This window comes from Croceivirga thetidis (assembly GCF_012272815.1).
GTDB lineage: Bacteria > Bacteroidota > Bacteroidia > Flavobacteriales > Flavobacteriaceae > Croceivirga > Croceivirga thetidis.
Genome location: NZ_JAAWWL010000001.1, coordinates 1290663 through 1303386 on the forward strand (window position 1 = coordinate 1290663; position 12724 = coordinate 1303386).

At 38.3% G+C, this 12724-nt stretch carries 13 protein-coding genes; 6 read left to right on the forward strand and 7 right to left on the reverse strand.

Features of this window, described 5'->3' with window-relative positions; all coding sequences use genetic code 11:
• The first annotated feature begins 48 nt into the window (after positions 1-48).
• Complete coding sequence (locus HCU67_RS05860; protein WP_168551635.1) at positions 49-1395, forward strand: DUF5689 domain-containing protein; 1347 nt, start codon at positions 49-51, stop codon at positions 1393-1395.
• A 102-nt stretch (positions 1396-1497) separates the two neighbouring features.
• Here the strand turns inward: HCU67_RS05860 and HCU67_RS05865 are convergent, their stop codons facing one another.
• Together HCU67_RS05865 and HCU67_RS05870 are read right to left on the reverse strand one after the other, a co-directional pair.
• Entirely contained in the window at positions 1498-1872 is a 375-nt protein-coding gene (locus HCU67_RS05865; RefSeq protein ID WP_168551636.1) for a helix-turn-helix domain-containing protein, read from the reverse strand.
• Positions 1873-1909: 37 nt separating this feature from the next.
• On the reverse strand, positions 1910-2245 hold the full coding sequence (locus tag HCU67_RS05870; RefSeq protein ID WP_168551637.1) for a hypothetical protein: 336 nt from the start codon (positions 2243-2245) through the stop codon (positions 1910-1912).
• Positions 2246-2630: 385 nt separating this feature from the next.
• Here HCU67_RS05870 and HCU67_RS05875 point away from each other — a divergent pair, with 385 nt between their 5' ends.
• From HCU67_RS05875 to HCU67_RS05885, 3 genes are read left to right on the forward strand one after another with little or no spacing between them, the layout of a single operon-like run.
• Positions 2631-3113, forward strand: a complete 483-nt coding sequence (locus HCU67_RS05875; RefSeq protein WP_168551638.1) for an ankyrin repeat domain-containing protein — start codon at positions 2631-2633, stop codon at positions 3111-3113.
• Entirely contained in the window at positions 3113-3736 is a 624-nt protein-coding gene (locus tag HCU67_RS05880) for an NUDIX hydrolase (protein WP_168551639.1), read from the forward strand. Before HCU67_RS05875 ends, HCU67_RS05880 begins: the two co-directional genes overlap by 1 nt.
• Positions 3736-4509 (forward strand): amidohydrolase, encoded by a 774-nt coding sequence (locus HCU67_RS05885; protein ID WP_168552068.1) that lies wholly within the window; start codon positions 3736-3738, stop codon positions 4507-4509. The genes HCU67_RS05880 and HCU67_RS05885 overlap by 1 nt, the downstream gene beginning before the upstream one ends.
• Here the strand turns inward: HCU67_RS05885 and HCU67_RS05890 are convergent.
• Together HCU67_RS05890 and HCU67_RS05895 are read right to left on the reverse strand one after the other, a co-directional pair.
• A complete protein-coding gene (locus HCU67_RS05890; protein WP_168551640.1) occupies positions 4496-6115 on the reverse strand; it encodes an Ig-like domain-containing domain in 1620 nt (539 codons plus the stop codon). The two genes, HCU67_RS05885 and HCU67_RS05890, sit on opposite strands and share 14 nt — an antisense overlap.
• A gap of 48 nt (positions 6116-6163) precedes the next feature.
• Complete coding sequence (locus tag HCU67_RS05895; RefSeq protein WP_246865704.1) at positions 6164-6865, reverse strand: ComF family protein; 702 nt, start codon at positions 6863-6865, stop codon at positions 6164-6166.
• A gap of 13 nt (positions 6866-6878) precedes the next feature.
• On the opposite strand from HCU67_RS05895, the gene HCU67_RS05900 reads away from it, so the two are divergent.
• Both HCU67_RS05900 and HCU67_RS05905 read left to right on the forward strand, forming a co-directional pair.
• Positions 6879-7814 carry a hypothetical protein gene (locus HCU67_RS05900; protein WP_246865705.1) on the forward strand — a complete coding sequence of 312 codons (936 nt, stop codon included), beginning with the start codon at positions 6879-6881 and terminating at the stop codon, positions 7812-7814.
• Positions 7815-7850: 36 nt separating this feature from the next.
• Positions 7851-9392: a glycine--tRNA ligase gene (locus tag HCU67_RS05905; RefSeq protein ID WP_168551643.1), complete on the forward strand. Its 1542-nt coding sequence runs from the start codon at positions 7851-7853 to the stop codon at positions 9390-9392.
• Between the two features lie 41 nt (positions 9393-9433).
• Here the strand turns inward: HCU67_RS05905 and HCU67_RS05910 are convergent, their stop codons facing one another.
• The 3 genes from HCU67_RS05910 to HCU67_RS05920 all read right to left on the reverse strand — a co-directional run bounded on the left by HCU67_RS05910 (position 9434) and on the right by HCU67_RS05920 (position 12705).
• On the reverse strand, positions 9434-10360 hold the full coding sequence (locus HCU67_RS05910) for a helix-turn-helix domain-containing protein (protein ID WP_168551644.1): 927 nt from the start codon (positions 10358-10360) through the stop codon (positions 9434-9436).
• A 74-nt stretch (positions 10361-10434) separates the two neighbouring features.
• On the reverse strand, positions 10435-11304 hold the full coding sequence (locus HCU67_RS05915; protein ID WP_168551645.1) for an SDR family oxidoreductase: 870 nt from the start codon (positions 11302-11304) through the stop codon (positions 10435-10437).
• Between the two features lie 102 nt (positions 11305-11406).
• Positions 11407-12705 (reverse strand): nucleoside hydrolase, encoded by a 1299-nt coding sequence (locus HCU67_RS05920; protein WP_168551646.1) that lies wholly within the window; start codon positions 12703-12705, stop codon positions 11407-11409.
• Positions 12706-12724: the final 19 nt, after the last annotated feature.

A 12724-nucleotide genomic window follows, 5' to 3' on the forward strand; every position in this document is an offset into this window, starting at 1 on the left:
AACCTCCCCTCTACAAAGAGGGGACTGAGGGGTGTGTGAAAAAAGAAAATGATAAAAAAGGTATTCTTTTTGGTGATTTTAAGTTTGTTCGGATGTGTCAACGACAATGATTTTGACCCAATCGAGACGACATGTGAAGCCAATTTACAGGCCAATGCTACTTTTGATCAAGTCAAGAATTTATACCAGGGAGATATTCTTCAAATACAGGAAGATTGGATAATCGAGGGGTATGTGGTTTCATCAGATAAAGCCGGCAACTTTTTTAGCGTACTTCATTTTCAGGACAACCCTGTCAATGCCACCCAAGGATTTCAGATAGAACTAGATTTGTTTGAGACCCATTTGTTATTTGAACCAGGGCAAAAGATCGCAATTAAGACCAAAGGCCTTTATTTGGGGAAAAGTCGTGAGGTTTTCAAATTAGGCGGCACATTTGCGGGCTTTGGTAATGTTGCGGTCGGGAGACTTCCAGCCCTGAAAGTTCCAGAGCATATTTTCCGTAGTTGTGAAGGGGTTGTTCAATTGGAGCCCAAAAAAATTGGTATTCCTGAAATTGATTCCAGTTTAACAAACACTTTAGTAACCTTGGATAGTCTTCAATTTTTAATTGATGATTTTGGAAAACCCTTTGCAGACCCTCAAGAAGAAACTGAGCGAATTATGGAAGATTGCTCTGGGAATTTGGTTCCGCTACGCAATTCGGGTTTTTCCGATTTTCAGTCTGAAATTGTTTTTGAGGAAAATGGCAACGTTACCGGGGTACTGCTTCAGGAAAATGATGACTTTTTCTTAGCGATTAGAGACTTGAATGATATTGATTTTTCCGATGAACGTTGTGCCGATCTAAGACAGACATCCAATCAGTTTTTCTTTTCAGAACTGGCCGATCCCAATAACAATTCGGGAGCGCGATTTGTAGAGTTGTACAATGCCTCAGATGAAAGTATCAATCTTGAAGGATGGACAATTCGGAGATATACGAATGCGAATACCGAGATAAGTTCAACAATTGATTTATCCGGATATGCAATAAGTCCTCAAAGCACCTTTGTAATCTCTCCTAATTCTGAAGAATTTGAATTGGTCTATGGCTTTCCACCCGATTTGGGCGTCAGCACCAATAGCCCTGCAGATTCCAATGGTGATGATAACTTAGAATTAGTTGACCCTTTTGGTGTGATTATCGATGTTTTTGGTGTTATTGGTGAAGATGGAACCGGAACTAACCATGAATTTGAAGATGGTAAGGCAATACGTAAGCTAGAAGTTTCACAAGGCAATTCAGTTTACACTTTTTCAGAGTGGAGTATATTCAATGATTCGGGCGAATCAGGAACATTTAACGAGCCCCAAAACGCTCCAGAAGATTTTAGTCCTGGTTTAAGAATCTAGACTTCCATAATATTCTTAAGCAATTGTTATTTGATAAATGCTATTAGTTTGAGTTTGAACAATACTAAAAAAGGGGTTTTCAAACCCCTTTTTTAAAAGTATCTATGCATTTTGATTTTCTAATTCTAACTCAGCAATTTGTTCGTCAACCTGTTTTCTTTGCTCTTTTAAAAGTTCTATCAATAAAGTATAAAAATTTATACCGAGTTTTTCCGCATAGGCCTCAATTATATCCATATCTGCTTTGCGTGTTCCTTTCTCAAATTCACTGACGTGAGATTGACTGAAACCAAATTTTACGATTGCCTTTTGCTTAATATCATTGTCATTTCGTAATTTTTTGAGCAATGGTCCTGCTGTTGGAATACTTCCTAGAAGTAATTCACATCTTTCCCTTGAGGGAACCTGAGATGCTCGTCGGTTTCTTAAAGCTTTCTTTTTACTTTCAACCGACCTCTTTATTGTTGAATTTGTCATTATTATCGATTTATGGCTTTACTGGGTAAAAGGGAAATTAGCTAGCAAGAGATTCAATTATTTCAATCAATCTTTCACTTGCAATATTCCACTTTTCTTTTGTGGCATCAAATCCTTCACCATACTTGTCTCTTACATATCTAAAAGATTTCATTCCTGGTTTATATAATTTTTCTCCGAGACTATAGAAAGTGTAATAAGATTTGATTTTCTCCCATGTAATGTTGAGCTTTCTATTGCGTTTTCCTTTAATGCTTGGAACACCGCTTTTCTTTAGCTCTTCCGCCTGATTTATTGCACTATTTAAATTTTCTCTTAATTGATACAGTTCATTAAGAGTAAGGTCCTTTCGTAGTTGTGTTTTCTTTTGCATGTTGGACTAATTTTTGAAACGGTAGCTGTTGTTGCCAAAATTTTGAAATTTTTCATGTCATTTTGTTTTAAGATTTTAGGACGAATATACAATATATCTGTAAATATAGATATTAATTATTAAAATTTAGGATAATAAAATATTTTTTAACATAAATTAATATCTAATTATCTTGATTGTTTGTATATGTCAAATAATCAGTCAACAAGTAAGAGTTTCTGCAAGCCTTTTTCAAAAATATATTTCGGTTTAAATAGTTTTATACATAGGGCTTTTTAAGATTTATGTCGTTAGGATAAGACTTGTCCGCCTCATATAACTCTAAAAGATTTTATTCCCAGTATAAGAAACTAAACCCACCTCGAATTTGTAATTTAGGGGTACTATGAGCAATACCGAAGCTTTTTTTAATTCAATCAGAAACGGTGACCTTGCCGCTGTTAAAAATGCGCTTGCTGAAGACGCAAAAATGGTCAACACCACAGATGCTAGGGGCTCTACACCTTTGGTATTGGCCACCTATTACAATCAAGAAGCCATTGCCAAATTGTTGTTGGAACAAGGTGCTGCTATTAATGCAACAGATGGGTCAGATAATACCGCCTTAATGGGCGTGTGCTTTAAAGGGTATTTAGAACTTGCCAAACTTCTCTTGGAATCTGGGGCAGATGTCAACCACCAAAACTCAATGGGCGCCACATCATTAATTTATGCCGCTACTTTCAATAAACTTGAAATCGCCAAATTACTCTTGGAGCATGGGGCCAGCTTATCACAAAAAGATGCAAGGGGGAGTACCGCTCTAGACCACGCCAAAAATCAAGGTTTTCAAGAAATAATTGAACTTTTTGAGAGTTATCTCTCTTGATGGAGGCCAAAAAACAACTTAATCTAGCCAAACGAATAAAAGCAATTGCCGAAACAGGCTTGGTCTACGCCCAAGGTGATTATGATAAGGATCGCTATACTGAATTACGCGCGATAAGTCTCGAGCTTATGGCACAATTGGCGAACAGCCCGATGACCGTTTTGAATGAATTTTTTATTCCGCAAAAAGACTACCCCACTCCTAAAGTTGATGTTCGTGCCTTTGTCTTGAATGAAAACAACGAAATTTTAATGGCCAAGGAACGCTCAGATGGTAAATGGACCATACCTGGCGGTTGGTCGGATATCGGTTGCACACCAAGCGAGGTGGCTATAAAAGAAGTGCAAGAAGAAACTGGTTTAGAAGTTGCAGCGAATCGTGTTTTGGCAATTTATGATAAGCAACGCCATGCGCACCCGCACGAACCAATATATGTCTACAAGATGGTATTTCACTGTCTGTTGCAGGGTGGTGAATTGAAGGCTGGTTTTGATATGTTGGATGCCGCGTTTTTCCCCTTGGATAGACTGCCTGAACTATCTGAAATTCGCATATTGGAGTCACAATTGCAACAATTGCACCAAATGGTGGTCAAGGACCAAAAAGAAGTATATTTCGATTAATTATGGAGGAATTGAATGTAGCCTTGATTCAGTCGCATTTGCTTTGGGAAAATCCACAAGCAAATCGCTTAATGTTCGCTGAAAAAATTCAAAATTTACCAGAAAGTGTTGATTTAATCGTGCTACCCGAAATGTTTACTACGGGCTTTACCATGCAGCCCACTAACATTGACGATACTGAATGCGAAAAAACTTTGGATTGGATGCAAGATCTTGCCAAAACGAACCAGGTAGCCCTAACGGGAAGTATTGTTTTTAAAGAAAAGGAATACTACTACAATAGGTTGTTTTTTGTACATCCAGAAGGGCAATACAAAGTCTATAACAAACGGCATACCTTTTCATTGGCTGGTGAACACAAAGTATATGAACCCGGACTTAATAAGTTACTGGTCGATTTCAAGGGCTTTAAAATCTGCCCATTGATTTGCTATGACCTACGTTTTCCGGTTTGGGCCAGAAATGCTGAGGATTATGATATACTGTTATACGTTGCAAATTGGCCAAAACCAAGAATTTCTGCTTGGGATGCTTTACTAAAAGCAAGAGCCATTGAGAATATGGCCTATTGTATTGGCGTCAATCGTGTTGGCTTGGACGGAACCGGCCATCAGTATCCAGGTCATTCTGCTGTTTATAATGTTCTAGGGGAGCAAAAGGTCTATTCCGAGAAAGAGTCTATTTTAACAACAACCCTATCGAAATCTCACATAGCCGACTGCCGAAACAAGCTAAAATTTTTAGAGGATAGAGATGAGTTTAATTTGTTATAACGAAAGATTGGTTATTCTCCCAATTAGCTCGCATCTCTATAATATCAGGAAAATGTACAATTCGTTCTGGCTGCATTTTTTTTAAGTAGTTGCCTGTATCCCACATTTTGTTTCCGTTAGAATCGAAAATAACCCTAACGGCATAATTACCAACTTTTAAATTATTAAACTCTAACAATTTGGGTTCTTCGGCATACAACTCGCGTTGTAATTCTCCTTTCTCATTAGTTAGTTGCACAATAATTGGATATTCTACAGCGCCGCTTACACTAAAACTTAGATTGCCATAATCGGCATAGCTGCCTGTAGATAAATTGTAAACCAAAGTATCGTTTTGTTCGCCGAAGAAATCTTCAATTGCACCGGGCAGCATACTTATCAGATAATTTTGATTGTCCAAAACTTCAAAATCGAAATCAACCTTGTTTTTTATCGTGTCCAATTTTAATGCGTAAGGAACCTTCAAAGTATCTTTATCAAAGATTCCAATACGTGTGGTATCAACATTTTGAATTGGTGTTGAAGCTGAAATCCAAAAAGACTCTTCAAAAGCTAGACTTCTTTGGTGACTTGAACTAATAAGCAAAGTATCTAAAGGTAATTTTCTAGATTTCACGTTAAACGTATCCAATGCTTTTGCTGTTTCGTTCTTTACCACGAACAGTATAGAATCCAAGTCTGTAGGGGTTAGCCAATAATTAATGGAATCTTTATCCTCCACCTTCAATTGTTTCGTTCTTACAGAATCAGGGAGTTCACTTATGGTATTGATTTCTAAAGTTGAATCTAAAGAAGTGAATCCAAACAGGATTCGATTTTTTGCTTCAAAACTGGGTACCGATGCACGGTAATCGGGTACTTCTTTAAATAGACTTAAAAGATATACAGAGTCCGTTGGTAGTGTAATGGTATCCTCTAAAAATCCAATTTTATCGGCATTTTGATCAAACACATTGTTTTTTGACTCGTCTTTCATGGCGAATAGTTTGTACTTGCCTTTTTTCAAGTTTTTAAGATCGAAAATTGGGAGACTATCAAGGGTATTTGTGATGTAGTTTGGAGGATATTTATAAATAGTAGAATCGTTGTAAGCTGAATCGATTTCATAAAGCATGACGCTGACGAACTCATCTGCTTTGCGATTGAAGGCGTCTTTTATAGCACCTGATAAGGTCAGCGAATCTAGATAATCTCCAGTTGAAAACGTATAGGTAAAAAAGCTCAATGGGTTATTCTCATTATTATCAACAATACTTTGACCAAAATTTAGGGTATATGTAGTATTCGCTCTAAGGGTGTCTTTAAAAGTGATTTCAACGTTCTTACTTGGTCCGCCTTGGGGTTTAATGTCTGGTATGTATTTCAGTGGTGGTGATACAATAAGTTGATTTTGAACATCTTTCAGGGTAACGAACTCGTCGAAATATAGTTTAATGGTTTTCGCATCGAAATTAATGGATAGATTTTCAGGTTCTGCCCGCAACAAAACAGGCGGATCAATATCTTTTGGACCGCCGGAGGGTGTTCCTCGGCGAGCGCAGTTTATAAGGGCAATGACGAAAAATAGAATAAATACTAAACTGAAAATTCTTTTGAATAACAGCATGAATCAAAAGGTTTTGGCAAAGAAACAATTTTTGATGTTAAGGATTTTCTAATTCCCAAGTTTAGGCACAATGGCCATGGTGGCTACGTAGACTTTGGTTTGTTTATGCTGTAATAGTGATTTTGCACATGATTCGATAGTTGCTCCAGTAGTAATTACATCATCTACCAATAGAATTGATTTTCCTTGTAGGTTCATTAACGGGTTGACTTTATATAGTTCTTGTGTTTGTGACCATCTAAGAAACCTGCCTTTTTTGGTTTGGGTTTTCACATTGGCCGTCTTAATTAGCGCATTTGGTAGGTATTCCCCTTCAATATGCGATGCTAATTTTTCAGCAAATAAGCTTACTTGATTATAGCCTCTTTGTTTGAGTTTTGCAGGATGCAAGGGAACTGGAACAACGAAATCTACATTTAAATTTTTGTCTTCCATACTAATAATGTGCCCAAACCAATCTCCCAAAAAAGCACCAATTTGCTCTTGATTTTTGTATTTGAGTGCATGTAATAAATTCTTGACAATACCATTTTGTCGAAAATAAAGGAATGAATTTGCCTTTTCAATGGCAATTCGACCATAAAAAGTGCGGTCAATAATATTGTTTTCTCGAAAATTAAATTCGGTGAGAGGTAGATCATTTCGACAAATGGTACAGAGTAGGTTTTCTCCTCCAAATAATTGTGCATTACATCCAAAACATACCTCCGGAAACAGTACCCTATCGATATGGTTTCTTATATTTGTCAACCTTAAACCAAGCATGTCCCAGTATTCTTCTAATCAATCACTTGAAATGAATGCTCAAGATACAAAATTCAACTACCGAGTTATTCTTGCAGTATTGGCAGCAGTGATTATTGGTCTTCTCATAGCGTTCTACTACAGCTATGCACAATCTCAAAATAGGATTACCTATTTGGAGGATGAGAGGAAGCTTTTGAATAAGGATTTAATCTTCATGAAAGCCGAGGTTGATAAACTTAAAGGTTACAACCAACTTGTGGAAATAGATAAAGATGAGGCCATGTATCAAGTACAGGAATTATTGGATTCTGTAGGTCGCTTGAATTTTAAGGTAGACAAGCTAGAGGAAAGTAAACGTAGCCTACGTTCATTACAAGTTCGTTTTGATAGTCTTAAGTATAAAAACAATTTTTTACTGTACAACAACGACTTAATCAACCAAAAGTACGAGAGTACTTTGGCACAAATAAAACAACTCAAACAAGAAACCTCGGTTCTTAAAGAGGTTAGAGAAGAAGTCAAATTAGAGAACGAAGAATTGGCCAAAGAGCTTAAAATCAAAAGTTATTTGAGTATTCCGAGCTCTAGTGTTGAAGGCAATGGTTTTAGACTACGTTCAGGAAGACCTATTCAGACCAACAAAGCTTCGACTATAGAAAAACTAAGGGGGTGCGTTACCATTTTGGGTAATCCCAACGAGCGTGGGGAGACGAAGATCATTTACTTTCAATTCTTAGACCCAGATATGAAAGTGATAGAAGATAGCAACCAAAGCGTATCAGTTGCTGGTAATACCTACAGTAAAAGGGTTGAATTGGTTTATTTGGGTAAGGACATTGGCGTTTGCGATTTTATAACGGTACCGGAAGGTTCTTTAGCTGAAGGTATTTATACCCTAAACGTCTTTGAAGACGAAAGACTTTTGGCTTCTACAGAATTTCAGTTCAAATAATTATTTCCATTTTAGACGTTGTGCTATTTTTGCGCAATGGCAAATCACGAAGACATTTTTAAGAAGGTTATTTCCCATGCCAAGGAGTATGGATACATCTTTCAATCCAGTGAAATATATGATGGCCTAAGTGCTGTTTATGACTATGGTCAAAATGGTGCTGAGCTCAAAAAGAATATTCGAGAATACTGGTGGCAGGCCATGGTGCAGCTAAATGACAATATTGTTGGTATTGATGCAGCTATTTTCATGCACCCTACAACATGGAAAGCTTCGGGTCATGTTGATGCCTTTAATGATCCATTAATTGATAATAAAGATTCTAAAAAGCGCTATCGAGCTGATGTTTTGGTAGAAGATCATGTTGCTAAGATTGAGGCAAAGATTGATAAGGAAGTTAACAAAGCAGCTAAGCGTTTTGGTGATGCATTTGATAAAGAGCAATTCATGTCAACCAACCCTAGGGTTGTTGGCTATCAAGAGAAAGCGAATGGAATTCTCAAGCGATTAGGAAAATCCCTTGAAAATGAAGATTTGGCCGATGTTAAAGCACTTATAGAAGAACTGGAAATTGCTGATCCACTTTCAGGCTCCAAAAACTGGACAGATGTTAAGCAGTTTAACCTTATGTTCGGTACCAAATTAGGTTCTACAGCAGAGAGTGCGTTGGATTTGTACCTGCGCCCAGAAACAGCTCAAGGAATCTTCGTCAACTTTTTGAATGTTCAGAAAACTGGGCGTATGAAAATTCCGTTCGGAATAGCCCAGACTGGTAAGGCCTTTCGAAATGAAATTGTCGCCCGTCAGTTCATTTTCCGTATGAGGGAATTTGAACAAATGGAAATGCAGTATTTCATTAAACCTGGTACCCAAAAAGAATGGTACGAAGCTTGGAAGGAAAAGCGGATGAAATGGCATCTTTCTTTGGGCATGGGAGAAGCGAACTACCGTTTTCATGACCACGAAAAATTGGCACACTATGCTGATGCAGCCGCCGATATTGAATTCAAGTTTCCGTTTGGGTTTAAAGAGTTAGAGGGAATCCACTCCCGTACTGATTTTGACTTGGCCAACCATGAGAAATACTCCGGGAAAAAACTACAGTATTTTGATCCAGAAGAGAACAAGAGTTATGTTCCTTATGTCCTGGAAACATCAATTGGATTGGATCGCATGTTCTTAGCTGTTTTCTCCAATTCACTCCAAGAAGAAGAATTGGAAAACAATACTACACGAACCGTTTTGAAATTACCGGCCGTTTTAGCACCGACTAAGGCTGCAATCCTTCCGCTATTGAAGCGAGATGGGTTACCTGAAGTTGCCCAAAAGTTGGTTGATGACTTAAAATGGGATTTCAATGTAGCCTATGACGAAAAAGATGCTGTAGGCCGCCGTTATCGAAGACAAGATGCCAATGGAACGCCTTTTTGCGTTACGGTAGATCATCAAACTCTAGAGGATGAAACGGTAACCATTCGTCACCGTGATACTATGGAACAACAGCGGGTTAACATGTCAGAGGTCAAAGGCATTATCGCCAAAGAAGTCGCGATGAAGGAGTGGTTAAAGCGAATTTAACATCGTCCTTTGCCTAAGGTGAGTTACTAATTAGGCCTATTTTAATTAAATGAGCTTCTATATTCCAAAGGTGTTTGTTTGGTTTTTGTTTTAAACAATTTGCTAAACGATTGTGGATGCTCAAACCCCAAACTGTATGCGATTTCACTTACTGATAATTCGGTGGTAGAGAGCTTTACTTTTGCACGCTCTATTAGCTTATTGTGAATGTATTGCTGGGTAGTTAGTCCAGTTAGATTTCTAAGCAAACTACTAAGGTAATCGGGCGTTAAATTCAAGTTTTCTGCTACTTGCTGCACCCTCGGCAGACCCCTAGAGACCAAATCATCGGAATTAAAGTAGTCATCAGTCAATAGTTCTAGTTTTTCCAAAATTTGATGACTCGTGATTTTGCGGGTTAAGAACTGTCGTTTGTAAAACCTTTCGGCATAGTTCAATAATAGCTCTAATTGACTGATTATGATCTGCTGACTGAATTCATCTAAATTAGCTTGGTATTCCGACCTAATATTGTTTAACAATCCATTAATGATACCTTCTTCTTTTTCAGATAAGAATAGTGCTTCACGAACTGAATAATTGAAGAATGGATACTTTTTGATTTTTTCTGCTAGTGGTGTACCAAATAAAAAATCCGGATGGATTGCCAAAATCCAACCCGAAGGCTTATGATTGGTTAGGTCTTCTTCAATCAGCTGAACTGAAATCACTTGTTCGGGGGCAAAAAATGTCATTAATCCTTCATCAAAATCATATGATTGCTGTCCATAACGATATTTACCAGTAACATTCCGTTTTACAGAAATGGTGTAAAACTCTTGTACCCAACGTAGTTTGTTTTCAATAGCCGTTGGATGTATCTCACTATAATCCAAAAGACTTATAAGAGGATGTTCAGGTGCCTTCAATTTGTTGAATCGATGAAGGTCACTTATTGTTTTTAACCGATTTATTGATGCGCTCGACATATCGTAAAATCTTAACTTGCCAATAATTTAGAAAGGAAGCCAATTAATGACTTCCTTTTTTAATTCGATTGAATTTAGACTTTTAGCTTGAGCATGTCACCCATCCCAAATGCATTGAAAAGCCCTTCATGGATTTGAGCGAGTTGATTGTTATATGGCCCAATATGGTCGCCCATCCCCATTTTATCAACCACAGTTCTGGCAGGGCGATTACCAGCCGGTGTATTGATGAGCTTCACAATTGCATCTGCCACATTCTGTGGGTCTTGTACTGGATTATTGGCCAAAGCGCCCTCGAAGCTATCAAAGGCTTGCTTGGGTGCATGTACCATTTCACCATAGCTCTCATCTTGTGAGCGGTCGGATGGTTTCATTAGATTATCAAAGAACCCAGTCGGATATCCTCCTGGCTCTACGAGGCAGGAATCCACTCCAAATCCTGACAATTCTATTCGATAATTTTCAGCTAACGCTTCTACGGCCCATTTTGAAGCATTGTAGGGACCGTAAAAGGGAAAGGTAATTCTCCCCAGTATACTTGAAATGTGAATCAACAATCCAGACCCCTCTTTCCTTAAGTGGGGCAAAGCTGCTCGATTCACACGCTGAACCCCAAAGACATTTACGTCGAATAGCTTTTTGAAATCATCAATCGTGAACTGTTCTTGAATTCCCAGAACGCCAATACCTGCGTTATTGATTACAACATCTAAGCCACCGAGAAGCTCAATTGTGTTTTTAATTCCTTCATTTACGCTTTCCTCGTCTGTAACATCTAGATTTATGATTTTTGCCCCTAGTACAGATAGTTCATCTGCCGAAGCTTTGTTTTTTGAATCAGGACTGCGCATGGTAGCCACGACTTCATGCCCGTTCTTTAAAAGTGTTTTTACGGTTAAGGCTCCAAAGCCTCCATTCGCTCCAGTGATTACTACTTTTGCCATTTTATTGTGTTTTTAATTGATACTCGTACAAAATTCTAAATCAATTGGTTATTCTATGTAGTCGAATCCTAGAGATTTGTAGCCAAAAAAAATTCTAAGATTTTAATCGATAACAATTGAAGTAGCGTTGCTTTCTGTTCCACTAGCATTTACCGCTTTTACTTCAAAGTTACCTAAGGCATTTTCCAAAAGGTATTTGGTTCCATAGGCTTGTTGCTCGAATTCACCATTTTTATAAATGTTGTATCCAACGACCCAACTTCCTTTATCCAAATCTTTTGAGGGATCCCAGCTAAGTATTCCATTTTTGAAGACCAGGTTCTCTGGTTTTGTGGGAGGAGTTTTATCCAGTTCTGGGACATCCCCCATCATCAAAGCTTCAATTTCCGCTGCAATTAAATCATCATCACGCTTTTTCTGAATATGCCCCTGATTTTTGTCATGGGTACTATCCCATGTGCAAACACCTTTTTCCGACAGGGTAATGGTTCCATTTAAAAAAGCTGTATAGTTTTCACCCTCTCCACGAATGGCATAATGAAGGGCAATTTGGTCGTTGCTATGTCGTGCAATACTTTCTGCGCCACCACGATACTCAAAGTGTTTCTCATAACTGACCCTTGCGATATGGTCGGCTGACAGTGTTTTTAAACCTTGACCCGACATCACGTTGCCGTTATTGGCATTGAAGTAGTCACCATTGCCATTTTCCCAGCCTGATGCCACAAAGGGGGCGGGGCAATGTTCTATGACATAGCGGCACATGCGGTTTCGCTCTTGATTCAGGCAGGACCAATCTGTATAGGAACAAAGGTGGTCAGCACCACCCCAATTGGTTCGGTCCCAACCTTTGTTGTTTAGAAAGTTACCGCCCATAGTGGCTACAAGGGCGACCTTTTCGGCTACTAATTGCTTACCGCTCTTAGAACTGATTTCATCTGGTTCTGATTTTAGAAGCCCATATAAGTTATGCATGGTACCCACAACAATTATCGTAATACTGTTGTCTTGGGCACTTTCTAAGATTTCGCGGTATAGTTTAACTCCGTCCAATGATTCTTCCCAAGTCTTCAATGGTCTTGGGTAGTCCTTGGCAATATGGAAATCATAGGTATTTTCAGTTGCATGTATTTTCTCAGCATACCCTTTATAATCTCCAACTGGAATCCCCGGCCTGTTGTAAAATTGGTTAATGGCACTCATACAAAGTGCTGATTCTTTTTGGTTGGTAGAATTGACCATGGCCAAAATATCACACTCTCCGTTAGTGGCCATTGTCTGTAACATGGCAATACAACCCACATCGTCTGGGTCAAAAGAGGGGTCGGTGTCAAGTATTACCTTTAATTGTGCATTTGTCTGAAATGAAAGGAATATTAAAAGGAAAAATACGGTTCTCATATTGTAGTAGGAATAGGTC